Source organism: Thermomonas sp. (genome assembly GCF_023953935.1).
Classification (GTDB): Bacteria; Pseudomonadota; Gammaproteobacteria; order Xanthomonadales; family Xanthomonadaceae; genus Thermomonas.
Genome location: NZ_JAMLIW010000003.1, coordinates 1 through 23979, shown reverse-complemented (window position 1 = coordinate 23979; position 23979 = coordinate 1). Strand labels below are relative to the sequence as shown.

Below are 23979 nucleotides of genomic sequence, written 5' to 3'. Positions count from 1 at the left end.
CTACACACGAATGGGAACAAACATCACGCGTGCGTGTGGGCAAGAACCCAGGCCTGCCCCGAGGCAGGCGAATGCGGCGGACGCTATTCATGACGACGGAAACTGACCCAAGCGCTCCACATAACGCGCCAGCAGGTCGATTTCGATATTCACGCGAGCCCCGACTTCCAGCGCGTGGAAGGCGGTGTGCTCGATGGTGTGCGGAATCAGCGCGACTTCAAAGCCGCGATCATCGGCGGCATTCACGGTCAGGCTGACGCCGTCCACGCACACCGAGCCCTTGTACGCCACGTAGCGCAGCAGCGCCCGATCGAGTTCGAACCGCCATCGAACCGCGCGGGCGTCGTGCCAGCGCTGCACGGCGGTGGCCAGCCCGTCGACATGGCCGCTGACCAGGTGGCCGCCGAGGCGGTCACCGGGCCGCATCGCGCGTTCCAGGTTCAAGGGCGCACCGATGGGCAGCTGACCCAGCGTGGTCAGGGCCAAGGTCTCGTTGGAGACATCGACCGCGAACGAAGTCGCGTCAAACGCAACCACGGTCAGGCAGCAGCCGTTGACCGCGATGCTCTCGCCCAGCTGCACGGCATCGAAAGACAGGCTGCCGGCTTCGATGACCAACCGCGCATCGCCGCCGCGCGGTTCGCGCGCACGCAGGCGGCCCACGCCTTCGACCAGCCCGGTGAACATCAACGCGGCTCCGGTCGCAGCTGCAAGCGGAAATCCTCGCCGATCACGGTGCTGTCGATGCGCCGCATCTTCAGCCGCTGGGTCATCTGGTCGATGTGCAGGCCGTCGAACAGCGGCCGCGCGTGCGGCCCAAGCAATACCGGCGCGACGTACAGCAGCAGCTCATCGACCAAACCGGCATCGAGGAAGGCACCGGCCAGCGTTGCGCCTGCTTCCATCTGGACTTCATTGATGCCGCGCGAGCCGAGCAGACGCAGCACGCCACCCGGATCGAAGCGCCCTTTTTCGACCGGCACCGCGACATGGTCGATCTCCACGCCACGCGGCACCTTGGCATCCGGCGCGTGCACATAGAGCGTCGGCGCGTCGCCTTCGCGCACGCGGCCGCGGGCAACGGTGGCCAGCCCGGGATCCAGCACCACCCGCAGCGGCGGAACGAACGGGGTATCGTCGCCAAGGCGCACGGTCAGGCTCGGATCGTCGGCCAGCACGGTGCCGGCCCCGGTCAGCAGGGCCCCGCAGCGGGCGCGCCAGCGGTGCACGTCGCGGCGCGCGGGCTCGCCGCTGATCCATTTGGAATCGCCGGAAGCCGTCGCCGTGCGCCCGTCCAGCGTGGTCGCCAGCTTCACCCGCAGCCACGGCCAGCCGCGCTCCATGCGGGCGATGAAGCCGTTGTTGAGCTCGCGCGCCTGACGTTCCATCAGACCGGATTCGGTGGTGATCCCCGCCGCCCGCAACCGCTCGAAGCCGGCACCGTCCACCTTCGGAAACGGATCGCGCATCGCCGCCACTACCCGCGTGACGCCGGCGGCAATCAGCGCATCGGCGCAGGGCCCGGTACTGCCGACGTGCGCGCAAGGCTCCAAGGTGACGTAAGCGGTTGCGCCGCTGGCGCGCTCGCCAGCTACCTGCAGGGCATGGACTTCCGCGTGCGGCCCACCCTTGCGCTGGTGCCAGCCCTCGCCAACGATTTCATCGCCATGCGCAATCACGCAGCCGACCATCGGATTGGGCCGGGTGGTATAGGTACCGCGTTCGGCCAGGCGCAGTGCCCGCGCCATCATTGCGTGGTCGGTGACGGTGTAGCTCATGGCTCGTCCCGCTCGTAACGGCCATGCTCCGCACCCTGTTGGAAGTCATCCATGTCCCAGGGCCACGCCGGTATAAGGGCAGTGCCGTCGATGCGCAAGTGCATCCGCTCAAACTTCATTTCCGGGTATTGCGGCGGGAAGCCCATCTCGGACACCTTGAGCTCCACGCCATCGCCCTGCCGCGCCCAGGTGCCACGCGCGCCGAGGTCGAGCGCTCCGTAGCTGAAGTACCACTCGAAGCTGCCGTCGCTGCGCAACAACAGGCCGGACCCGGTTTCCATCACCCCGGCCAAGGCATATTCCCCGGCCAGAGCAGCGTCAGCATGCGGCACGCCCACCTGCGCGGCGGTGGCATTTGCGGCCGCTTGCCCTGCCGTGGTTGGTACCTGCGCCAGATTCGCGCTGGAACAGCCGGCCAACAGGCATGCCAGCATCCATTGCAGTGCCCTCATCCTCGCCTCCCCTTGCCCATCGTTTCCCCGCCCAGCAGCGACAGCTGGCCTTCGCTCGGCAGATCATGCTCCAGCCGATCGAGCTCTTCGCGGAAATCCGCCACGTCTTCGAAGCTGCGATACACCGAAGCAAAGCGCACGTAGCCGACGTGGTCGAGCTTGCGCAATTCGACCATCACGAACTCCCCGATCCGACGCGCCGCGATCTCGCGCTCGCCGGTCATCCGCAATTGGTGCACCACCGCCCGCACCGCGGCCTCGATCTGCTCCTCCGACACCGGCCGCTTCTGCAATGCGCGGTCGAAGCCGACGCGCAGCTTGCGGGCGTCGAACGCCTCGCGGCGATCATCGGACTTGATGATCGCCGGCAGCTTGAGCTCCACCGCTTCCTGCGTCGAAAACCTCTCCCCGCACGCCTCGCACTCCCGTCGCCGGCGGATGGTGGCGCCGTCTTCGGATACCCGCGAATCAATCACGCGAGTGTCGCTGTGCTGGCAGAAGGGGCAATGCATGGGGGGCCGGGATTGGTGATTGGTGATTGGTGATTGGAGGGAAACGTGTCGGCTCGAAATGCTGTTGCTCTTTCGAATCACCAATCACGAATCACCAATCACGCACTTCAGCCATACACCGGAAACTGCTTGCACTGCATGGTCACGTTGTCGCGCACGCCGGCGATCACGTTGTCGTCGTTCGGGTTGTCCAGCACGTCGCAGATCCAGTTGGCCAGCGCCACGCAATCGGGCTCCTTGTAGCCGCGGGTGGTGACAGCGGGGGTGCCGATGCGCAGGCCCGAGGTGACGAAGGGTTTTTGCGGATCATTGGGCACCGCGTTCTTGTTGACGGTGATGTGGGCCTTGCCCAGCGCCGCCTCGGCGGCCTTGCCGGTCAGGCTCTTGCCGATCAGGTCGATCAGCATCAGGTGATCTTCGGTGCCGCCGGACACGATCTTGTAGCCGCGCCCGATGATCGTCCTGGCCATCGCCTGCGCGTTCTTCACCACCTGCTGCTGGTAGGTCTTGAACGCCGGCTCCAGCGCTTCCCTGAACGCCACCGCCTTGGCCGCGATCACATGCATCAGCGGGCCGCCCTGGATGCCGGGGAACACGATCGATTGCAGCTTCTTTTCGATCTCCTCCGCAGCCGCACCCATCCCGGCCTTGCTGGCCAGGATGATCCCGCCGCGCGGGCCGCGCAGGGTCTTGTGGGTGGTCGACGTCACGACGTGCGCGTGCGCCATCGGGCTGGGGTAGACGCCGGCGGCCACCAGGCCGGCGACGTGGGCCATGTCCACGAACAGCCACGCGCCCACCTTGTCGGCAATCGCGCGGAAGCGCGCCCAGTCCATCACCTGCGAATACGCCGAAAACCCGGCCACGAGCATCTTCGGCTTGTGCTCGAGCGCCAGCCGTTCGATCTCGGCGTAATCCAGCAGGCCGTTCGCGTCGACGCCGTACTGCACGGCGTTGAACAGTTTGCCGGACACGTTGACCTTGGCGCCGTGGGTCAGGTGGCCGCCGTGCGCCAGCGACATCCCGAGGATGGTGTCGCCAGGCGAAAGCAGCGCCAGATAGACCGCCTGGTTGGCCTGCGAGCCGGAATGCGGCTGCACGTTGGCGTAGTCGGCACCGAACAGCTGCTTGACGCGGTCGATGGCCAGCTGCTCGGCCACGTCCACGTGCTCGCAGCCGCCGTAATAACGCTTGCCGGGATAGCCTTCGGCGTACTTGTTGGTGAGCTGGCTGCCCTGCGCTTCCATCACGCACGGACTGGCGTAGTTTTCGCTGGCGATCAGTTCGACATGGTCCTCCTGCCGGCGGTCCTCATCGGCAATCGCACGGGCAAGTTCGGGGTCGAAAGCGGCAAGGGTGACGGCACGGGAATACATCCGCGGCTCCAGGTCGTGGCGGGAACTCCGATTTTAGCGGCTTTATGCGTTGCCGGCCCGTCATGACGGGGTGCAAACGCTATAATTCGACGTTTCCCGAATTGCCCAGCGGCGCCGGCCCGGTGCCCGCGTCCGCTGCGCGCTCGCAATCCACGCATCCTTCATCCGAGTCCTGAAGAATCCATGTCATCGCAGTACATCTACACCATGAATCGCGTGTCCAAGATCGTTCCGCCCAAGCGGCAGATCATCAAGGACATCTCGCTGTCGTTCTTCCCCGGCGCCAAGATCGGCCTGCTCGGCCTGAACGGCGCCGGCAAGTCCACCGTGCTCCGGATCATGGCCGGGGTGGACAAGGACTTCGATGGCGAAGCGCGGCCGCAGCCGGGCATCAAGGTCGGCTATCTGGCGCAGGAGCCGGAACTGAACCCCGAGCACACGGTGCGCCAGGCGGTGGAAGAAGGCGTGGGCGAAGTGCTGCAAGCGCAGGCCGCGCTGGATGCGGTGTACGCCGCCTACGCCGAGGAAGGCGCGGATTTCGACGCGCTGGCGAAGGAGCAGGAACGCCTCGAAGCTATCCTCGCCGCCGGCGACGCGCACACGCTGGAAAACCAGCTGGAAGTGGCCGCCGACGCGCTGCGCCTGCCGCCCTGGGACGCCATCGTCGGCAAGCTCTCGGGCGGTGAAAAACGCCGCGTGGCGCTGTGTCGCCTGCTGCTGCAAAAACCCGACATGCTGCTGCTGGACGAACCCACCAACCACCTCGACGCCGAATCGGTGGAATGGCTGGAGCAGTTCCTGCACCGCTACACCGGCACCGTGGTGGCCGTCACCCACGACCGCTACTTCCTCGACAATGCCGCCGAGTGGATCCTCGAACTCGACCGCGGCCGCGGCATCCCGTGGAAGGGCAATTACACCGATTGGCTGGTGCAGAAGGACGAGCGCCTGAAGCAGGAAGAAAACCAGGAAAAGGCGCGCCAGAAAGCGATCCAGAAGGAACTGGAATGGGCGCGGCAGAACGCCAAGGGCGGCCGCAGCAAGGGCAAGGCGCGCCTGGCGCGGCTGGACGAACTGCAATCGGTCGACTACCAGCGCCGCAACGAGACCAACGAAATCTTCATCCCGCCGGGCGAGCGCCTTGGCAACTCGGTGATCGAGTTCAAGAACGTCAGCAAGAGCTTCGGCGACCGCCTGCTGATCGATGACCTGTCGATGATCGTGCCGCCCGGCGCCATCGTCGGCATCATCGGCCCCAACGGAGCGGGCAAGTCCACCCTGTTCAAGATGATCACCGGGCAGGAAAAACCGGATTCGGGTTCGATCAACATCGGCCCGACCGTCAACCTGGCCTACGTGGATCAGAGCCGCGGCGCGCTCAATCCCGACAACAACGTGTTCCAGGAAGTCTCTGGCGGGCGCGACATCCTCAACATCAACGGCGTCGAAATCCAGTCGCGCGCCTACATCGGCCGCTTCAACTTCAAGGGTCAAGATCAGCAAAAGCTGGTCGGCACCCTGTCCGGCGGCGAACGCGGTCGCCTGCACATGGCCAAGACGCTATTGCAGGGCGGCAATGTGCTGCTGCTGGACGAACCGTCCAACGACCTCGACATCGAAACCCTGCGCGCGCTGGAAGACGCCCTGCTGGAATTCCCCGGCAACACCTTCGTGATCTCCCACGACCGCTGGTTCCTGGACCGCATCGCCACCCACATCCTCGCCTTCGAAGGCGACTCGCACGTGGAGTTCTTCCAGGGCAACTACCGCGAATACGAGGAAGACAAGCGCCGCCGCATGGGCGACGACGCCGCGCCGAAGCGGCTGCGGTTCAAGGCGTTGAAGTGATCAGATTCCGTTCATTCTTAGAGAACAGCACGCCCGTTCGTGGTAAACCGTACCCCCGTTCGTGGTGAGCCTGTCGAACCACGAACAGCACAACGAAACCGCGCGTGGTGAGCCTGTCGAACCACATGCAGGGGGCCGCCAAGCCCCGTTCATCCTTCGACAGGCTCAGGACGAACGGAGCTTGGCATGACCTTCATCGAAAAACTCCGCAATCGCTGGCATGAGGCCAATACGCTGGTCTGCGTCGGGCTGGATCCGGATCCTGCGAAATTTCCCGACCGCTTCGTGGACGGCGACGATCCGGATGCGGGCGAGGCGCTGTTCGCGTTCTGCCGCGACATCGCCGATGCCACCGCGCAGTACGCTTGCGCGTTCAAGCCGCAGATCGCCTACTTCGCCGCCCACAACGGCGGTGAGGCGGCGCTGCAGCGGTTGATCGCGCATATCAACGGAATGCATCCCGAGGTGCCGGTGATCCTCGATGCCAAGCGCGGCGACATCGGCAGCACGGCGCAGCAGTACGCGGCCGAGGCGTTCGAGCGCTTCGGCGCCGATGCGGTCACGCTCAATCCTTACATGGGCAGGGATTCCGCCGTGCCTTTCCTTGAATACAACGATCGTGGCTGCATCTTCCTGTGCCACACCTCCAACCCGGGCGCGCGCGATTTTCAGGAACTCGACGTCGGCGGCGAGCCCTTGTACCAGCGCATCGCCCGCACGATTGCCTGCGACTGGAACGCCGACGGCAATTGTGCGCTGGTGGTCGGCGCGACCTTCCCGGAAGAATTGAAGGTGATTCGCGGCATCGTCGGCGAGATGCCGCTGCTGATCCCCGGCGTGGGCGCGCAGGGCGGCGACGTGGAGGCGGTGGTGCGCAACGGCAAGACCGCGGACGGCACCGGCCTGATGATCAATTCATCGCGCGGGATTTTGTACGCCTCGCGCGGCGAGGACTACGCGGAGGCGGCGGCGAACGCCGCGTGTGAGTTGCGCGACGCGATCAACCGCCATCGCTGAGGGCCGCCGCCGCGCTCACGCGCCGCATACGCGCGTGACCACACAATGTGCCAGTCGATTCGAAGGCGAAAACAGCATGGACAACGCAATGTATCCAACCCCGGACCGGGAGCTGTCGCGCAAGCGCCGCGAGCTGGCGCCCAGGCAGCTGGAGGCGTTCCGCAATTTCAGCGCGGCGGTGTTCGAAGACGGCGCCTTGCCCAACGTCACCAAGCAGCTGATCGCGGTGGCGGTGGCGCATACTACCCAGTGCCCCTACTGCATCAAGGGCCACACCGCCGAGGCGCTCAAGCACGGCGCCACCGAGGCGCAGATCATGGAGGCGATCTGGGTGGCGGCGGAGATGCGTGCCGGTGGCGCCTATGCGCATTCCAATCTCGCGCTGGACACGATGCTGCACGCCCACAAGGAAGGCTGAGCGTTCAAGGCGCCTGCGCGCCGGTGCGAGCAAGGACGCGCAGCAGGTCCAGCGGGAAGCGTGCCCAAATGCGCGGACACGCCAGCAGTGCGGCCGTGCGTGGACCGCAGCGCCACAGGTAGCGTGATGCGTCGAGGCGTTGGTGCCACGTCAGGTGCAGCGGGTGCGTTCGCGCTGCCATGCCGCTGATGCGGGTGATTCGCACGGCATTCGCACAGGCCACGCGCGCGCCGGCCGAATGGGCGCGGCGGCACAGGTCGAGGTTTCCAATCCCGGTGAAATAGGCCGGATTGAAGCCGCCCAGCGCCTCGAACAGCGCCCGCGAGAGCATCATCACCGCGCCCGAAATCGCCGTGACGTCCTGCAGCTCCTCGGCAGTGATCGGCGCTGGCTCAAGCCTCGGCCAGCGCCAGTCGGCCGAGTTGCTGCCCGAATCGCGCAGCCGCGCCTCCGGCTCGCGCACGCCGGCTTCGTCCACCGGATCCGCACCCACCAGCGCGTTGCCGCTCGCCGCCCGGTCGCGCAATTGCATCAGCGTGTCAGGCTCGATCAGGCAGCCCGGATCCAGCAGCGCCAGCCAGGGTGCGCGGCTATCGGCCACGCCCTGGTTGCACGCCGGGCCCAGCCCCGGATGGTCGGGATTGGCGATGAAGTGCAGGCGCGGGTCGACGACGGCGTGGCGCTGCACGATGGCCATCGTCGTGTCGGTCGAGTTGCAGTCCACCACGCGGATCTCGACCACGCCTTCGGCAGCGCGCAGCCGCGTCAGGCAGGCATCCAGGGTTTCCTCGCTGTCCCAAGTCACCACCACGACGGCGATGTCGGGCGCGCTCACGTCGCGTCCGGAAACAGGTCAAGCTGCGGCGATTGCCCGGGAGCGACGGCCAGCGCGGCGTGCAGCTGCTCGCGCAGCGCCCGCAGCGGATCGTCCATCAGGAAGGTGGCGATCCGCGCGTTCCAGTTCGGCCAGCGCGCGGCCAGCGCATCCATGTCGCCCGCGCCGGGAACGCTTTCGACTTCGCGCAAAACGAACGCCGACGGGCACAGCACGTTGCGCCAGCCCAGTCCGGCCAATCGCAGCGACAGGTCGATGAGGGCCACCGGCCAGGAATGGAAACTGACTGCGTCGAGCCCGCCCGCCGCCGCGCAGGCGCTGCCGCGCAGCAGCACCGCGTGGGCGACGGCGGCAGGAAGCTCGGACGCCCGGGCCGCGAGCCGGGCGCAGGCCTCGGCCAACGGCGCCGGCGCAGGCAGGTTCGTTTCAATCTCGCCGATCCGGGGCCAGGCCGCGGTTTCACCGGCATTGCACCACGGGGTCGCGGTGGCGATTTTCGGATCGTGCCGGAAGCAGTCGGCGAGCGCGCCCAGCCAGCCCGGCGTCGGGCGGGCGTCGGGACTGAGCACGGCGACAACGGAATCACCGCAGGCGCGCAGCGCTTCGGCCAGATGCGCAGCCTCGGCAACCGGCGCGGTCCGCCGCGTATAGCCTGCCTGCAGGCGCGTTCGCGCCAGCCAGCTTTCGATCAAATCGATACCACGCGGGCCTGACTGCGCGTTGTCGGCCAGCCAGACCCGGGTGCCGGGCGGCGTCCCCGCATCCAGCGCGGCGAGACAGGCATCCAGCGCGCCCTCATCGCTGCCGACCGGCAGCAGGACGATGGGCGTGGGCGCGCCGGCCGGGCTCACTGCTTGGGTTTGTAGATCGGCTCCAGGGCGCGGAAGCGCTGCCCGTATTCGTCGGTCAACTCGCGCGCTTCCTGCGGATTGCGGACCACGGTCGGGGTGATCAGGATCACCAGCTCGTCGCGGGTCTTGCTGTTGCCCTGCTGGCCGAACAGGCCGCCGAGCACCGGGATCCGGCTCAGGCCCGGGATGCCGGAGGAACCCTGGGTGGTGCCGTCGCTGATCAAGCCGGCCAACACCACGGTCTCGCCACTGGGCGCCACCGCGCTGGTGCTGACCCGGCTGGTGTCGATCCGCACGTTGCCGTTGGCATCGGCAATCCCGGTCGGGCGACTGACTTCCTGCACGATGTCGAGGAAGACCATGCCGTCGCGGGTGATGCGCGGGCGCACCTTGAGGATGATGCCGGTATCCAGGTACTGGACCTGGCTGTAGGTGCCGTTGGCGCCGCCCATGGCCGGATTGAAGCTGACCGAGGCGATCGGAATCTTCTGGCCGACGTTGAGCGTGGCCTCGCGGTTGTTCTGGGTCAGCACCGACGGCGAGGACAGGGTGCGCACGTCCGTCACACTGTCCAGCGCGTTGACGATCGCCGCCGCGCTGTGGCCGAGGAAAGTCCAGCTCAGCGCGCTGTCGCCGCCGAGCACCGGCGGCGTCAGGCTGCCGGCGTAGCCGCCGAAGCTGTTGCGCCCGGTCGGATACGGCAGCAGCGCGGACGGCAGCGAGTTGCGGAAGAACCAGTTCACGCCGTACTGCAGCTGGCCCTTGAGGGCGACGCTGAGCACCTGCGCCTCGATGTGGACCTGCATCGGCATCACGTCGAGGCGTTCGATCACCTGCCGGATCGACTGCCACTGGCCCGGGGTGGCGCGCACCAGCAGCGAATTGGTGTCGTCCACCGCCGAGACGCCCACCGTGCTGCCGTCCACCCGCAGCGTCACACGGCTGCCGCCGGAGGCGGTGTTTTGCGGCAGGCTGGCGCCTTCGCCGCGACCGATGGTGCTGCCGCCGCCGGCCCCACCGACATCGCCGCCGCTGTCACGCGAACCGCCGATCGTGGCCGCCGAACCGCCGCTGCGGTCATCGACGCCGGAATCGCGGATCTCGGTCGATTCCAGCCCCGGCATCAGCGACACCGGGCCGGCATTGCTACCACCGCGCTCACTGCCGCCGCCAAACACCTCGGCCAGCCGGTTGGCCAGGTCGCGGGCGCGGATGTATTTCAGCTCATACGAGAACAGACGGCCGTCGCCGCTGCCGCCCTCGATGCGGTCGATCCACTGCTGGATCTGGTCGAGGTAGGCAGGCTGGCTGGTGATCACCATCACCGAATTGGTGGAATCCAGCGGCATGAAGCGGAACATGCCTGCCACCGGGGTACGGCCCTGCTCGCCGAACACCCGTTCGAGGTCCTGCACCACGTCGGAGGCGCGTCCGGACTGCAGCGGATACACGCCCACTGACATGCTCGACATCCAGTCGACGTCGAAAATCTGCACGGTCCGCTGGTAGTTTTCCAACTCGGCGCGGGTGCCGGCAATGGTGATGATGTTGCGGCCGGAATCGACGCTGACGATGGAACCCTGCCGCGCGTAAGGCTTGAGGATCTTCTCCATCTCGGCGGCCGAGATGTAGCGCAGCGCGATCACCCGCGACTCGTAGCCTCGCGCCAGCGCCGGCGAGCCGGTGCGCGGGACGACGCCGTTCACCAGCGCCTGATCCGCCGGCACGATGTTGTAGCGGCCGTCGCTGTAGACCATGCGCGCGCCGTTTTGCGCCAGCACCTGGTCAAGCAGGCTGAGCGCGCCGGCGGCACCGACCGGGCGCTGGGTGGACACCGTCACCGTGCCCTGCACGCCGGGCGCGATGCTGTAGCTCTGCCCGAGCATGTCACCGAGGATCGCCTTCACCACTGCCTGGACCGATTCACCCTCGAAATTGAAGGTGGCCTGCCCGCTGCTGGCCAGCGCCGGCGGCGGCAGGGCGGCGACCCGATCGTTGATGCGCGGCGCGGTGCCGCGGCGGATCACCGGACGCGGGCTCTCGTTGCCGAGTTCTTCCAGCACGTCGCGACGGATGGCATCGGCATCGGGCGCTTGGGTGCTTTGGTCGGTCACCTGCTCGCTGCGGTGCATCTGCGCGGTGGGCGCGCTGACGCAGGCGGCCAGCAGGCCTGCCAGCAGGGCGGCCAGCAGCGGGCGGAAGGTCGAAAACGTGCGCTTGGATTTCATGAGTTTGGCTTCGATCATCGTCTGGCTGGCCCGGACATCGGCCGTGAAGGTGTATTCGCGTCGCCTGTATCCTCACCCCGCTGGCGCAGCTGGGCGCGGCGTTCCTCGATGCGGCGGCGGATATCGTCCACTTGCGCGGCGGTGGCCGCATCGTCGTCCGCAGGTGCAGCGGCCGCATCCGGTGCCGGTGCCGCACCGCCGCCAGCGTCCGCGGGCGTGGCCGACGGCGGCGCGCCGGGCGCTCCGAACGTGCGCAGATCCAGGGTCATCTGGCCACCGCTGCCCTCGAAAACGGCGCGTCGCGGCTGCACTTCGATCAGCCGCCAGCCGGCCGCGCCCTCGGGCACCTCGCCCTCGCGCACGCGCTGGGCATCGCCCCCGGCGCTGGGCTGGAGCACGGCCAGACGCAGGGTCGGCGTGATCAGGGTGCCGGTCAGGATGAAGTCGAGGTCGCCACCGCCGGCGCCGGCCACCGCCGCATCGGCGCCGGCGGCAAGGAAGGCGCGCGGGTGCCGGTCCTGGGTGAACAGCGGGCGCTGCGCGGCCTGCGGGAAATCGGACAACGGCCCGATCCGATCAGCCGCCGCCGGCAAGGGCGCGGGCAAGGCCAGGGACTTGGGCGCCTTCACCAATCCGATCCGTCCGCCCATCCCGACCAGGGCCGCCAGCCACAGCAGCAGCGCCCAGCCACAGACCGCGGTCAACAGCCAGGTCATCGGCCCGGCCTGCAGCAAGCGGCGGGTAGCGCTGCGCTCAACGGCCACGGGCGGCCTCCGGGAACGGCAGCACATAGCCGTACAGATTGAAACCGACGTCGAGGCCGCCTTCCTGCGGCTGGTCGCTGCCGGGCACCGCGAAATAGCGCTGCGCGGTGATTTGCAGATCATCGACGAACACGTAGGGCCGCGCCGATTCCAGCGCGTGCAGCACCTTCAGCGTCTCGGCATTGCCGCAGCGCAGCCGCACCTGCACCGTCACCCGGCGATAGCGCTCCTGCTGGCGGTCATCCGCCAGCGGTTCACGATTGACGATGGCGCAGCCACGACCGCCCGGGCTGGATTCGCTGACCACCTGTTCGAGCTGCTGGACCAGCGCCGCGGTCGCCAGTTCGGCGCTGGGCTGGGGCAGGAAGCCGCTGCCCTCCGCGTCCAGATCGGCGAGGCGCTTTTCGATTTGCGGGCGCAGCAGCAGCAGGCTGCGCAGGCGCGCGTTGCGGACCTGCAAGTCACTGATCCTGGCCTCGACCTCGGCCAGCGGCACCGCGAACAGCGGGCGCAACACCAGCAGGTAGGCCAGCCCGAACGCGCCCAGCAGCAGCAACAGCGCATACCAGCGGTTGGGCTCAGCGCGCGTCACTGGCAGTCCCCCCTGTCGGTGCTGCCGCCGGTGCCGGTGCTGCCGCAGCATTGGTCTTGGCGAGTTGGGCAATCATGGTGAAACGGTCCAGGCGCGAGCGCGGATCGGCCTGCAGGGCGCCGCTGAGCGCCGCCGACGTCCACTGCGGGGCGCCCTCCAACTGCCCGACCAGGGCAGCGGCCTGATTCGACAGGCCCACCAGGGTCAGCTGGTTGCCCTCGATCGCCAGTTTTTCCAGATAGGTCCCGTCGGGTATGCGCTGAGACAGCGCTTCCATGACTTCGACCGACGCGGGTTTGTCGTTGCGCAATGCGCGCAGGAAAGTCTCGCCTTCCACCGAATCCACCACCCGCTGGCGGGCAGCGCTGATGCCCTGCGCCTGGGTCTGGCGCTGGGCGATGGTGGCTTTCAACTCGGCCGCGGCCGCACGTCGGTTGTTCAGGAGTTGATGCAGCCCGAGCAGCAGCGCCAGCAGCGCGACCACGCCCAGCCCAAGATTCAGCCAGCGCCACGGGTCCGCCCGGCGGAAACGCTGCGCCGGCGCCAGCAGATTGACGCCGAGCGCGCGGCCTTCGGCGTCGGCCAGGTCAATGCCGGCCAGGCGTGCGCCCAGTCCGCCCAGGCGTGCGCCGACCGCGTCGAAGCGCTGGCGCGGCACCACCACCAGTTCGGCCTGGAGCGAACCGTCGGGACGCTCGCCGAGCAGACGGCCGTCAAACAGCACCGCGTCGGCCGCAAACGGCGTCTGCCGCTCGATCTCGAAACCCAGCACGGCGCGCAGGCGCTCGCGGGTCGCGGCCGGCAAGGTCAGGGGGCGACGCAGGCCCTGGGCCGCCGGCAACAGCAGCCAGCGCGGCAGCTCCGCCAGCGGTTCGCGCAGGACGCCGTCGAGCGCATCGCGGTCCGCCGGCAGCGGCAGCGGCAGCGCCGTCAGTTCCTTGACCTGGCCCTCGTGCCAGCGCTGCAGCAGCAATTCATCGCCGCGCGGCACCAGCAGCAGCCGATCGCCGCGCGCCGCCAGCACCGCACGCACGCGCGTCGGCAGCCACTGTGCGAGGCCCGCGCCCCACCAGCCGAAAAAACCGCGCAGCCCGGTGCCGAGCCTGGCGCCGGACGCAGTGAAGGAGGCGGCAGCCGTCACTGCCACCCCCCGTCCGCCTGCCAGCGCAGGGGCGTGTATGTCGATCCCGGCAAACCGTTGCCTCCCATTCGCAAGACCACCGACACCCGGGCGATGCGCCCGTCGGTGCGTCGTGCACGGCTGTCGATACTATACGTTCCGCTGCCCGGACGGGGAGGGGAATTCGGATCGACGGCCGGCATTTTGCCGTTCATCCCCATCGCCTGCAGCACGATGCCGTCGGCAAACTGGGGATCCGGCAGCGCGCTGCCGGTGTAGACGGTCAGGAACGGGGCAGCCGCCTTGAACAGCGCCGGCCGCATGCCCAGCACCTGTTCCAGCTCGGAGACGCTGGCAAACGGCGCATCCTTGGCCCCCCAGGCCAGGCCGGCGGCCGCATAGTCGGCGTCCTCGGCACCGCCGCCGGGCTGGGTCAGGCTGTCCGGGTCGCGCCAATCGACGATCGCCAGCGCCAGCTTGACGGCACGGTCGCGCGGCTCGCCCAGCGCCATGAAGAAAGCTTGCAGCAGTTCGGGCGCGGCGGCGTTGAGGTCGATCTTGGCGGTCTCGTCGCGAACCTCGACGTCCACCGGCGTGCCTTCGAACACGAGCCGATAGGCGCGGCCATCGGCGGCGAAGCGACGCCTGGGGTTTGGTTCGAGCATCCGCTTGGCGGCGTATTCCACGCCCGCCCGCGCCGCCTCGCGTGCCGCCAGCTCGCGCACCAGGCCGTTGCCTTGCAGGGATTCGACCCGGGAGCTCAGCGCATAACCGGACACCAGGCCGGCCAGCAGCAGGATGATCCACAGCACCATCAGCAACGCGGCACCTTGCGCGCGCTTCACGGGCCACCTCCCTGCCCGGCATCGGGCACCGGCGTGGACAGCTTCATCGCCACCACCAGCTCCGGCCACGCGCCGTTGCCATCGCGAATCCGCACCCGCACCTGCTGCGGCAAAGCATCCACCGCGGTCCAGCGCGGCAGCCAGGGCCCGAGGTTGCCCGTCACGTCCACCGCCCGGTAGGCGAATTCGACCGTCGCGACATCGCGGGCCAGCGGTTCCGGCGGCCGCGCCGAGGGCAGGATCTCATCGCCCTGGATCATTCGGAAATCGACCAGCAGCGCGCGTTTGCCCGCGTCCTGCCCGAGCTTGAACTCGTGCAGGTAGGGGCCGCCGCGGCCGAGGTAATCGGGCAGGTCGGCAACGAAACGCAGCGAATTTTCCTCGCCCTCGAAGCGCAGGGAGCGCCCGCTGCCGGGATCCAAGCCGAACACCATGCCTTCACTGCCGGCAATGCGCGCACGCAGGAAGCTCGAGACGGCGCGGATGCGCTCGTTGCGGGCGGCGATGGTTTCGCCGCGCTCCACGGTTGCGCCGGCCGCGCGCAGGATGCCGAACGCCAGTGCCAGCGCGGCCGCCAGCAGCGCCACCGCCAGCATCACTTCCAGCAGCGTGAAGCCGGCCGCCGCGGAACGCCGCGAGGGCGTGTGGCCAAGGCGGATCGCATTCCCGCTTGCGCGCGCAGGCCGGTTCATCGCAGCTCCACATCGCGCGGTGGCAGCGCCAGTCGCAGCGTCGACAGGTGCAGCTGCTGGCGCGGGCCGCCCTCGCCCCAGACCATGTCGAGCCGGACGTGGAGCAGGCGCGCGGCACCCGGATCCAGCGGCGCCCTGCTGCCGCGCAGACTCGGGTCCTGCCAGGGCGTGACATCGAGCTGCCAGCGATAGCGGCCGTTTTCCGAGCTGCCGTCCAGACGCAGGGGCTGGGTCAGCAGTTCGGCATGGCTGGCCAGCAGGGACTGCGCCACCAGCGCCGCGTTGCCGGCCTCGCCGGCATCGCGCAGTTGCCGGCTGGCGCCCGACAGCGTGCCCAGCAGCAGGGTCAGGCCGAGGGCGAGGATGCCGAAAGCGACGATGATTTCGAGCAGGGTGAAGCCCCCCTGACGACGCGCGCCGGCTGCCCCTCGGGCCGCCCCGAAGCGAACAGATGCCGATCCTGCGGTCGCCGCGTTCACCGCGCTTCCCGCGCGCGCTGCACGCGCACCTCGCCGGTCAGCCAGGCTACGTCCACGTCCCAGCCGGCGCCGTTGGCGAGGAAGCGGACCCGGCCACCGGTCGCGGCGCCGTCGGGAAAGAATCGGACCACGCCTTCGGTATCCGCCTGCTGCAACTCGCGTGCCCCCACGAACACCAGCTCGCCGGTCGAGGTCAGGCTGCCGTGGCGCCCTTTGGCCGCGCTCCAGGAACGGGCCCGTGGATCGATCCTGAACTCCTGCGGCTGCCCGGAGCTGATCGCCACCGCCCGGGTGAAGCGCAGCTGCGCCGCCACCTCGCGCGCCGCCGCGTGCAGCTTGGCACCGCGCATGCCACCACCGTTGAAGGCACCGACCGCGAGCAGGCTGCCGGCGGCAATCAGCACCATCACCACCAGGATTTCCAGCAGGGTGAAGCCGGCCGCTCGGGCGGCACTGCCGCCCGGCCGGCTGAACGCCCGAGGGCTGTGCCCGAGGGCCGGAACGAAGCCGACAGCAAACGTGCAGCCAATCCTCACCGGAAGCATCGCGCCCCTGCGGGGCACTCCTGCGGGATGTCCGCGCGTACGCATGGCGGCGTGCGGCTTATTCGAACTTGATGTCGGCGTTGACGCTGTCGCCGCCGGGCTTGCCGTCGGCGCCGTAGCTGATCAGGTCGAACGCCTGCCCATCCCCCGGCACCTTGTACTGCAGCGGGTGCTGCCAGGGATCATTGAGTTCGCCCTGTTTGGCATACGGCCCCAGCCAGCCCTGTGCATCGCCGGGCTGGGTCACCAGCGCGTCCAGCGTCGACGGCAGGGTGCCAGTGTCGGTCTGGTACTCCTGGACCTTGTCGGCCAGGGTCTGGATTTGCGCCTGTGCCAGCCGGACCTTGGCCCGGTCGCCGCCGCCGAGGATGCGGCTGGCGGCAAATGCCACGATGCCGCCAATCAGCACCACCACGACGATGATCTCGATCAGCGTGAAGCCACGCTGGGCGGCCTTGGGGACGGGACGGAAGTTGGGTCGGGTTGGCATGGTTGTTCCGGGAGACGGGAGACGGGAGACGGGAGACGGGAGACGGGAGACGGGAGACGGGCGATCATCCTGATCGTGGGAGCAGCACACGCACCTCGAACTTGATGTGGCCTACCCGACCACATTGGTCAGATCGTAGATCGGGGCCAGCACGGACAGGATGACCACGCCCACCACCACCGCCAGCAGCAGGGTGATCGCCGGGACCAGCGCCGCCAGCAGGCGATCCATCGCGGTCTGGGTGTCCTGTTCGAACGTGTCGGCGGTCTTGAGCAGCATCACATCCAGCGCACCGGACTCTTCGCCCACCTGGATCATCTGCAGCGCCAGCCGAGGAAAGCGCTTGCCCTTGGCCAGCGCCACCGACAGCCCGCGGCCATTGCGCACCTCGTCGGCGGCCGCCTCCACGTCGGCGGCCAGCACCCGGTTGTCGACCACGTTGCGGGCGATGCCCAGCGCCGACAGCATCGGCACGCCGTTGCGCAGCAAGGTGCCCAGGGTGCGCGCCAACCGTGCGGTGTCGAGCTTGGCCACCAGCGGGCCGGCCAGCTTGTTCTGCAGCAGCCAGCCGTCGAACCGGCGCATGAACTCCTGATCACGGCGCTTGCGATCGATCCACAGCAGCGCCAGCAGCGGCACGACCAGCACCACGATCCACCAGTTGCGGACGAAATTGCCCACGCCCAGCACCAGCCGCGAGAACCACGGCAGGTCGGCGCCAAGGCTGTCGTACATCGCCGAGAACTGCGGCACCACGTAGCCCAGCAGGAACAGCAGCGACAGCCCGACCATCACCAGCAGGATCACCGGATACACCAGCGCGTTGGTCACCCGCACCCGCAGCGCGCGCGCGCGTTCAAGGTAGTCGGCCAGCCGCTGCAGGGTGTCCTGCAGGCTGCCGCCGGCCTCGCCGGCGCGGACCATGTTCACGTACAGGCGGCCGAAACTGTCGTGGTGACGCTCCAGCGCCGCGGACAGCGAGGTGCCGCTGCGGACGGTGTCGCGGACATCGGCGAGCAGGTGTTTCGACGCCTCGTCGTCGGGCTGTTCCAGCAGGATGGACAGCGCGCGATCCAGCGGCTGGCCGGCGCCCAGCAAGGTCGCCAGCTGCTGGGTGAACTGCACCAGCTTCGGGCCGGCCAGCGGCTTGGGTTTGAACAATCCGCGCCAGTTGTAATCGGCGCCGGCCTCGGATGCGAGCCTGGCCTCCATCGGCAGGTGGCCCTGTTCCTGCAGGCGCGCCGCCACCTCGGCGCCGCTGCCGGCTTCCATCTGCCCGGTCAGGGTTTCGCCGCGCGCGTTCAGCGCCTGGTAGCGGTACAGCGCCATCGGATCAGTTGCCCTCGGTCACGCGCAGCACTTCCTCGACGGTGGTCTCGCCGCGCAGCGCCTTGGCGATGCCGACGTCGTACATGGTGTGCATGCCGCTGCGGCGGGCGAGGCGCTCGATTTCCTCCATCCCGGCATGGCGCATCACCGCGCGCCGGATCTCGTCATCCATCACCAGCAGCTCCATGATGGTGGTGCGCCCGAGGTAGCCGGTGGGCGACAGCTCGGACGGCCGCGGCCGGTACAGGTAGATCTCGCCGTCGGGATGGAACTTGCGCAGGCCGAACTTCTGGATTTCCTCGGGCGTGGCGAGGTAGCGCTCGGCATAGGTGGGCTCCAGCCGTCGCACCAGTCGCTGGGCGAGGATGCCGTTGACGGTGGAGGTCAGAAGGTAGTCCTCCACGCCCATGTCGAGCATGCGGGTGATGCCGCCGGCGGCGTTGTTGGTGTGCAGGGTCGACAGCACGAGGTGGCCGGTCAGCGCCGACTGGATCGCGATCCGCGCGGTCTCCAGATCCCGCATTTCGCCGATCATGATGATGTCCGGATCCTGGCGCACGATCGCGCGCAGGGCGTTGTTGAAGTCCAGCCCGATCTGCGGCTTGGCCTGGATCTGGTTGATGCCCTCGATCTGGTATTCGACCGGGTCCTCGACGGTGATGATCTTGACCCCGGGCGTGTTGAGCCGGGACATCGCGGTGTAGAGCGTGGTGGTCTTGCCCGAGCCAGTCGGGCCGGTGACCAGGATGATCCCGTGCGGCTGTTCGAGCACCTTGTTGAAGCGCCACATGAAATGGTCGCTGAAACCGAGCTTGTCGAAATTCAGCACCACGGTCTCGCGGTCGAGCAGGCGCATCACCACCGATTCGCCGTGCGCGGTCGGCACCGTGCTCACGCGCAGGTCCAGCTCCTTGCCCTGCACCCGTGCCACGATCCGCCCGTCCTGCGGCAGGCGGCGCTCGGCGATGTTGAGCTTGGCCATGATCTTGATGCGGCTGATGATCGCCGCGGTCAGGTTGGTCGGCGGGCTTTCGCCCTCCTCCAGCACGCCGTCGATGCGGTAGCGCACCTTCAGGCGGTTCTCGAACGGTTCGATGTGGATGTCGGAGGCGCGCAATTCGACCGCACGCTGCACGATCAGGTTGACCAGCCGGATCACCGGCGCTTCCGACGCCAGGTCGCGCAGGCGCTCGACGTCGTCGAGGATTTCCTCGCCGCCCTCGGCACCCTCGATGATGCTGTCCATCGCGCTGCGGCCCTGGCCGTACCAGCGCTCGATCAATTCGTCGATTTCCGAACGCGGGCAGACCGCCGGGCGCAGTTCGCGGCCCAGCGCCAGGCCCACCGCTTCGAGGATGTACGGGTCCTGCGGATCAGCCAGCAGCACGTCCACGCCCTGCGCGTCCACGCCCACCGGAACGACGTGGTACTGCTTCATGAACTTCACGCTCAGCGCAAGGTCCTCGGGCGGCAGATCGGGCAGGTCCTTGGTATTGCGCAACTCGAGCCCGTACTCGGACGAGCAGGCCACCGCGTGATCGCGCTCGGACACCAACCCCAGCCGCGCGAGCAGGATCAGGATGTCGCCCCCGTCCTGCTCCTGCAACCGGCGCGCGCTGGCGAGGTCGGCCTCCTTCAGGCGACCGTACTTGAGCAACTGGGCGATGATGCGTTCTTCCGGACCTTGCGGGGCCTGGACTGTGTCTTCTGCAACGGCGTTCACGCGCGCCCCTCCGAGCACCTGCCGCAGACTTTATCAGGCCAACGGGCGCATCGGAACCGCAAGTACCACGTCCGCGGCCCTCAGCCGAGCCAGACCCGGGCGTTGCGGAACATCCGCAGCCAGGGCGAAGCGTCCGGCCAGGCCGCCGGCGCCCAGCTGAAATTGCCGCGCCGCAGGGTGCGTTCCGGGTGTGGCATCAAGGCCAGCACGCGACCGTCGCGGCTGCTGACGCCGGCAATGCCGTCGGGCGAGCCGTTCGGATTGGCGGGATAGCAATCGGCGCCTGCGACCTCGGTTCCGATGGTGTAGCGCAGCGCCACGTCCACCGCGGTCTGGTCGAGGCCGTCGGCAAACACCGCCCGGCCCTCGCCGTGGGCAGAGGCCACCGGGATCCGCGCGCCTTCCATGCCGTGCAGGAAGATCGACGGCGACCGCTGCACTTCCAGCTGCACCAGCCGCGCTTCGAACTGCTCGCTGGCATTGCGCTGGAAGCTGGGCCAGTGCTCGGCGCCGGGGATGATGGCGCGCAGCTGCGCCAGCATCTGGCAACCGTTGCAGACGCCCAGCGCGAAGCTCGTCTCGCGGGCAAAGAATCGGCTGAACATGTCGCGCAGCGCGGCGCGTTCCAGGATCGATGTGGCCCAGCCGCGCCCGGCACCGAGCACGTCGCCGTAGCTGAAGCCGCCGCAGGCGACCAGACCGTGGAAATCCGCGAGATCGAAGCGGCCGGCAATCAGGTCGCTCATGTGCACATCGAAACTGTCAAACCCGGCGCGATGGAAGGCGAAGGCGGTTTCGATCTGGCTGTTGACGCCCTGCTCGCGCAGGATCGCCACCTTCGGACGGGCGCCAGTGGCGACGAACGGTGCGGCGATGTCTTCCGCTGGGTCGAACGTCAGTTTCGGCTGCAGGCCGGGCGCATCGAAGCGACGGGCGTGCTCACGCTCGCTGTCGGCGCACTCGGGGTTGTCGCGCAGGCGCTGGATCGCGTGGCTGACCGCCCACCAGGCGTCGAACAGTTCGTCCCAGCGCCACTGCGCCAGCAGCGCGTCGCCATCGCTGACCCGGATCGTCGGCGCCGTGGTCGGCACGGCGATGCGTTGAGCGCATTCGATCAGCCCGTGGCTGGCCACCAGATCGGCGAACGCGGCGCGCTCCTCGATCGGCACCTGCACCACCGCACCCAGTTCTTCATTGAACAGCACCCGCAGCGGATCGCCGGTGCGGCTCTCGCCCCAGCCGTCGAGGCGGATGTCCAGACCCAGGTGGGACGCGAAGGCCATCTCGCACAGGCTGGCGAACACGCCACCGTCGGAACGGTCGTGATAGGCCAGCAACAGGCCCTCGCCGCGCGCTTCGCGGATCAACTCGAACAGCGCCCGCAGCCGCTGCGGGTCGTCCAGATCCGGCACCGCGCCACCGAATGCGGGCAACACGCCCTCGCCGTTGGCCGCCGGGAAGCACTGCGCCAGAATCGATCCGCCCATGCGCTGACGCCCCGCGCCCAGCCCGATCAACCACAGCTCGGACGCCACCTCCCGCCGCAGCAGCGGCGTCAGCTGCCCGTGCACGTCGGCCACCGGCGCGAACGCGGTCACGATGAGCGAGACCGGAGAAAGTGATTGGTGATTGGTGATTGGTGATTGGGAAGCGCAGGATGCGCCCGTTTGCGGTGATTCGCTCTTTCCAATCACCAATGACGAATCACCAATCACGCTCCACTGCGCCTGCATCGACAGCGAGTCCTTGCCCACCGGGATGCCCAGCTCCAGCGCCGGGCACAGTTCCATGCCCACCGCCTTGACCGCATCGAACAAGCGCGCATCCTCGCCGGCATGGCCGGCGGCGGCCATCCAGTTGGCCGACAGCTTGACCCGGCGCAGCGATTCCAGCGGCGCCGCCATCAGGTTGGTGATCGCCTCACCCACCGCCATCCGCGCCGATGCAGCCGCATTCAGCAAGGCCAGCGGGGTGCGCTCGCCAATGGCCATGGCCTCGCCAGCTGCGCCTTCAAAACCGGCATAGGTGATCGCGCAGTCGGCCACCGGCAGCTGCCAGGGGCCGATCATCTGGTCGCGTGCGGTCAGACCACCGACGGCGCGGTCGCCAATCGTCACCAGGAACGACTTGGCCGCCACCGTCGGATGCGCCAGCACCCGCAACCCGACCTCGCGCAGATCCAGCGCGTCGGTCTCCAGCGACGGCCAGCGCGGCCGCGCCGGATGCGCGGCATCGCGGTGCATTTTCGGCGGTTTTCCGAACAGCACGTCCATCGGCAGGTCGATGGCCAGCGGCGGCGATTCGTGATGGGTGATTCGTGATTGGTGGCCGACCACCAGGCGTTCTTCGGCGGTGGCGGTACCGACCACTGCGAACGGGCAGCGCTCGCGCTGGCACAGGGCTTCAAATTCGATCAGGCGCGCCTGCGCTACGCCGAGCACGTAGCGTTCCTGCGATTCGTTGCACCACAGCTGCATCGGGCTCAGCGAAGGATCGTCGCTGGGAACGCGATCCAGATCGATCACCCCGCCCACGCCGGAATCGTGCAGGAGTTCGGGAATGGCGTTCGACAACCCGCCGGCACCGACATCGTGGATGCACAATATCGGGTTGTCGGCCCCGAGCGCCACGCAGCGATCGATCACTTCCTGTGCGCGCCGCTCCATTTCCGGGTTGTCGCGCTGGACCGAGGCGAAATCGAGGTCTTCGGCGGAATCGCCGGAGGCCACCGAAGAGGCCGCGCCGCCGCCAAGGCCGATCAGCATCGCCGGCCCGCCGAGCACGATCACCGCATCGCCGGGCGACAGCCTGAGCTTCTCCACTTGGCCGCGATCGATCGCCCCGAGGCCACCGGCCAGCATGATGGGCTTGTCGTAGGCGCGGGTCAGCCCGTCGGCTTCGAACAGTTCGAAGCTGCGGAAATAGCCGGTCAGGTTGGGGCGGCCGAATTCGTTGTTGAACGCGGCCGCGCCCAGCGGACCGTCGCGCATGATTTCGAAAGCCGACGCCATGCGCGGATTGAGGCTGCGCGGCGTTTCCCACGGCTGCGCCAGCGTCGGGATGCGCAGATGCGACACCGAAAACCCGCACAGCCCCGCTTTCGGGCGGCCGCCGCGGCCGGTCGCGCCTTCATCGCGAATCTCGCCGCCGGCGCCGGTGGACGCGCCGGGAAACGGCGCGATCGCGGTCGGGTGGTTGTGGGTTTCGACCTTGATGCAGAACGCCGAATCCGTCACCGGCTCGCAGCGATACCGCTGGCTGGCCGGATCCGGGCGCCAGCGTGAGGCGGCGTAGCCTTCCACCACGGCCGCGTTGTCGCTGTACGCCGACAGCACGTGATCGGGCGTGCTGGCTTGGGTGTTCTTGATCATCTTGAACAGCGACAGCGGCTGGGCCTGGCCGTCGATGGTCCAGCTGGTGTTGAAGATCTTGTGCCGGCAGTGCTCGGAATTGGCCTGCGCGAACATCATCAATTCGACATCGTGCGGGTCGCGTCCCAACTCGGCATAGCGTTCGCGCAGGTAGGCGATTTCATCGTCGACCAGCGCCAGCCCCAGGCGCGCATTGGCGGTTTCCAACTGCGCCAGCGGGATGACTTCAACCGCGCCGGCAGGCAGTGCGGTGAACAGCGCCGCACCGGCATCCCGGCTGTCCAGCAGGGACTGCGTCATCGGATCGATCAGGATCTTACCCAGCGCCGCACGCAGCGCCTCCTGCGCCGGCCAGCCGCGCAGATCGACGCGGGTGCCGCGCTCGACCCGTCGCACCGGCAGACCGGCCCCGCGCAGCAGCTCGGTGGCCTTGCTGGCCCAGGGCGAAAGCGTGCCCAGCCGGGGCACGATGAAGCGGGTGACGGTTTCAGGATCGGGCGCCGCGAAGCGATCGTCCGCCTGCAGGATGCGACACAGCGCCGCCACGTCCGGCGCGCTGCCGGGTTCGGGTTCGATCCAGTATCCGTGCCAGCTGCCGAGAATCCGCAGTTCTGGGACGAAGGTCTGCAGGCGGGCCTGCAGGCGGTCGCGGCGAAATGGCGACAGGGCAGGCGCGCCCTCGAGGGCGATCATGTCCGACTTGGCTTGGGGCGG

Annotated in this window: 22 protein-coding genes; 3 read left to right on the top strand and 19 right to left on the bottom strand. The window is 68.3% G+C overall.

The features are described 5' to 3' along the window. Positions 1 to 87: 87 nt before the first annotated feature. From M9902_RS04425 to glyA, 5 genes are all read right to left on the bottom strand, one after another. Positions 88 to 687 (bottom strand): riboflavin synthase, encoded by a 600-nt coding sequence (locus tag M9902_RS04425; protein ID WP_297174082.1) that lies wholly within the window; start codon positions 685 to 687, stop codon positions 88 to 90. Further along, positions 687 to 1778, bottom strand: coding sequence for a bifunctional diaminohydroxyphosphoribosylaminopyrimidine deaminase/5-amino-6-(5-phosphoribosylamino)uracil reductase RibD (gene ribD, locus M9902_RS04420; protein WP_297174086.1), 1092 nt, complete (start codon positions 1776 to 1778; stop codon positions 687 to 689). The genes M9902_RS04425 and ribD overlap by 1 nt, the downstream gene beginning before the upstream one ends. Next, positions 1775 to 2230: a hypothetical protein gene (locus tag M9902_RS04415; RefSeq protein WP_297174089.1), complete on the bottom strand. Its 456-nt coding sequence runs from the start codon at positions 2228 to 2230 to the stop codon at positions 1775 to 1777. The genes ribD and M9902_RS04415 overlap by 4 nt, the downstream gene beginning before the upstream one ends. Next, entirely contained in the window at positions 2227 to 2742 is a 516-nt protein-coding gene (nrdR, locus tag M9902_RS04410; RefSeq protein ID WP_297174092.1) for a transcriptional regulator NrdR, read from the bottom strand. The genes M9902_RS04415 and nrdR overlap by 4 nt, the downstream gene beginning before the upstream one ends. A gap of 107 nt (positions 2743 to 2849) precedes the next feature. Continuing rightward, positions 2850 to 4118, bottom strand: coding sequence for a serine hydroxymethyltransferase (gene glyA / locus M9902_RS04405; RefSeq protein WP_297174095.1), 1269 nt, complete (start codon positions 4116 to 4118; stop codon positions 2850 to 2852). 183 nt (positions 4119 to 4301) lie between these two features. Between glyA and ettA the strand changes: the two genes are divergently transcribed. From ettA to M9902_RS04390, 3 genes are all read left to right on the top strand, one after another. Continuing rightward, positions 4302 to 5966 carry an energy-dependent translational throttle protein EttA gene (gene ettA, locus M9902_RS04400; protein WP_297221346.1) on the top strand — a complete coding sequence of 555 codons (1665 nt, stop codon included), beginning with the start codon at positions 4302 to 4304 and terminating at the stop codon, positions 5964 to 5966. A gap of 186 nt (positions 5967 to 6152) precedes the next feature. After that, on the top strand, positions 6153 to 6983 hold the full coding sequence (gene pyrF / locus M9902_RS04395; RefSeq protein ID WP_297174100.1) for an orotidine-5'-phosphate decarboxylase: 831 nt from the start codon (positions 6153 to 6155) through the stop codon (positions 6981 to 6983). 76 nt (positions 6984 to 7059) lie between these two features. Next, positions 7060 to 7401, top strand: a complete 342-nt coding sequence (locus tag M9902_RS04390) for a carboxymuconolactone decarboxylase family protein (protein ID WP_297174103.1) — start codon at positions 7060 to 7062, stop codon at positions 7399 to 7401. A gap of 4 nt (positions 7402 to 7405) precedes the next feature. On the opposite strand, the gene M9902_RS04385 is transcribed toward M9902_RS04390, so the two are convergent. From M9902_RS04385 to purL, 14 genes are all read right to left on the bottom strand, one after another. After that, entirely contained in the window at positions 7406 to 8236 is an 831-nt protein-coding gene (locus M9902_RS04385; protein WP_297221345.1) for a glycosyltransferase family 2 protein, read from the bottom strand. Further along, complete coding sequence (locus M9902_RS04380) at positions 8233 to 9087, bottom strand: glycosyltransferase (protein WP_297221344.1); 855 nt, start codon at positions 9085 to 9087, stop codon at positions 8233 to 8235. Before M9902_RS04380 ends, M9902_RS04385 begins: the two co-directional genes overlap by 4 nt. Beyond that, positions 9084 to 11315: a type II secretion system secretin GspD gene (gene gspD / locus M9902_RS04375; protein ID WP_297175522.1), complete on the bottom strand. Its 2232-nt coding sequence runs from the start codon at positions 11313 to 11315 to the stop codon at positions 9084 to 9086. The genes M9902_RS04380 and gspD overlap by 4 nt, the downstream gene beginning before the upstream one ends. A 14-nt stretch (positions 11316 to 11329) precedes the next feature. Then, on the bottom strand, positions 11330 to 12079 hold the full coding sequence (locus tag M9902_RS04370; RefSeq protein WP_297221343.1) for a hypothetical protein: 750 nt from the start codon (positions 12077 to 12079) through the stop codon (positions 11330 to 11332). After that, on the bottom strand, positions 12069 to 12671 hold the full coding sequence (gene gspM / locus M9902_RS04365; protein WP_297175518.1) for a type II secretion system protein GspM: 603 nt from the start codon (positions 12669 to 12671) through the stop codon (positions 12069 to 12071). The genes M9902_RS04370 and gspM overlap by 11 nt, the downstream gene beginning before the upstream one ends. After that, positions 12658 to 13812, bottom strand: coding sequence for a PilN domain-containing protein (locus tag M9902_RS04360; RefSeq protein WP_297221342.1), 1155 nt, complete (start codon positions 13810 to 13812; stop codon positions 12658 to 12660). Before M9902_RS04360 ends, gspM begins: the two co-directional genes overlap by 14 nt. Then, entirely contained in the window at positions 13809 to 14636 is an 828-nt protein-coding gene (locus M9902_RS04355) for a type II secretion system protein GspK (protein ID WP_297221341.1), read from the bottom strand. Before M9902_RS04355 ends, M9902_RS04360 begins: the two co-directional genes overlap by 4 nt. After that, on the bottom strand, positions 14633 to 15328 hold the full coding sequence (locus M9902_RS04350; protein ID WP_297221340.1) for a prepilin-type N-terminal cleavage/methylation domain-containing protein: 696 nt from the start codon (positions 15326 to 15328) through the stop codon (positions 14633 to 14635). The genes M9902_RS04355 and M9902_RS04350 overlap by 4 nt, the downstream gene beginning before the upstream one ends. Further along, a complete protein-coding gene (locus tag M9902_RS04345; protein WP_297221339.1) occupies positions 15325 to 15807 on the bottom strand; it encodes a prepilin-type N-terminal cleavage/methylation domain-containing protein in 483 nt (160 codons plus the stop codon). The genes M9902_RS04350 and M9902_RS04345 overlap by 4 nt, the downstream gene beginning before the upstream one ends. Further along, positions 15804 to 16352 (bottom strand): GspH/FimT family pseudopilin, encoded by a 549-nt coding sequence (locus M9902_RS04340; protein WP_297221338.1) that lies wholly within the window; start codon positions 16350 to 16352, stop codon positions 15804 to 15806. Before M9902_RS04340 ends, M9902_RS04345 begins: the two co-directional genes overlap by 4 nt. Before the next feature lie 58 nt (positions 16353 to 16410). After that, complete coding sequence (gene gspG / locus M9902_RS04335; protein WP_297173341.1) at positions 16411 to 16842, bottom strand: type II secretion system major pseudopilin GspG; 432 nt, start codon at positions 16840 to 16842, stop codon at positions 16411 to 16413. 111 nt (positions 16843 to 16953) lie between these two features. Continuing rightward, positions 16954 to 18171: a type II secretion system F family protein gene (locus tag M9902_RS04330; RefSeq protein ID WP_297173338.1), complete on the bottom strand. Its 1218-nt coding sequence runs from the start codon at positions 18169 to 18171 to the stop codon at positions 16954 to 16956. Positions 18172 to 18175: 4 nt separating this feature from the next. Continuing rightward, on the bottom strand, positions 18176 to 19894 hold the full coding sequence (gene gspE, locus M9902_RS04325) for a type II secretion system ATPase GspE (RefSeq protein WP_297173336.1): 1719 nt from the start codon (positions 19892 to 19894) through the stop codon (positions 18176 to 18178). 80 nt (positions 19895 to 19974) lie between these two features. Beyond that, positions 19975 to 23958, bottom strand: a complete 3984-nt coding sequence (gene purL, locus M9902_RS04320) for a phosphoribosylformylglycinamidine synthase (protein ID WP_297221337.1) — start codon at positions 23956 to 23958, stop codon at positions 19975 to 19977. Positions 23959 to 23979: the final 21 nt, after the last annotated feature.

Coding starts and splice junctions, on each gene's coding strand:
- M9902_RS04415 (WP_297174089.1), bottom strand. CDS start 2,230: ATGAGGGCACTGCAATGGATGCTGGCATGCCTGTTGGCCGGCTGTTCC.
- purL (WP_297221337.1), bottom strand. CDS start 23,958: ATGATCGCCCTCGAGGGCGCGCCTGCCCTGTCGCCATTTCGCCGCGAC.
- gspG (WP_297173341.1), bottom strand. CDS start 16,842: ATGCCAACCCGACCCAACTTCCGTCCCGTCCCCAAGGCCGCCCAGCGT.
- M9902_RS04340 (WP_297221338.1), bottom strand. CDS start 16,352: ATGCTTCCGGTGAGGATTGGCTGCACGTTTGCTGTCGGCTTCGTTCCG.
- M9902_RS04350 (WP_297221340.1), bottom strand. CDS start 15,328: ATGAACCGGCCTGCGCGCGCAAGCGGGAATGCGATCCGCCTTGGCCAC.
- ettA (WP_297221346.1), top strand. CDS start 4,302: ATGTCATCGCAGTACATCTACACCATGAATCGCGTGTCCAAGATCGTT.
- pyrF (WP_297174100.1), top strand. CDS start 6,153: ATGACCTTCATCGAAAAACTCCGCAATCGCTGGCATGAGGCCAATACG.
- glyA (WP_297174095.1), bottom strand. CDS start 4,118: ATGTATTCCCGTGCCGTCACCCTTGCCGCTTTCGACCCCGAACTTGCC.
- M9902_RS04330 (WP_297173338.1), bottom strand. CDS start 18,171: ATGGCGCTGTACCGCTACCAGGCGCTGAACGCGCGCGGCGAAACCCTG.
- M9902_RS04390 (WP_297174103.1), top strand. CDS start 7,060: ATGGACAACGCAATGTATCCAACCCCGGACCGGGAGCTGTCGCGCAAG.
- nrdR (WP_297174092.1), bottom strand. CDS start 2,742: ATGCATTGCCCCTTCTGCCAGCACAGCGACACTCGCGTGATTGATTCG.
- M9902_RS04425 (WP_297174082.1), bottom strand. CDS start 687: ATGTTCACCGGGCTGGTCGAAGGCGTGGGCCGCCTGCGTGCGCGCGAA.
- gspD (WP_297175522.1), bottom strand. CDS start 11,315: ATGAAATCCAAGCGCACGTTTTCGACCTTCCGCCCGCTGCTGGCCGCC.
- ribD (WP_297174086.1), bottom strand. CDS start 1,778: ATGAGCTACACCGTCACCGACCACGCAATGATGGCGCGGGCACTGCGC.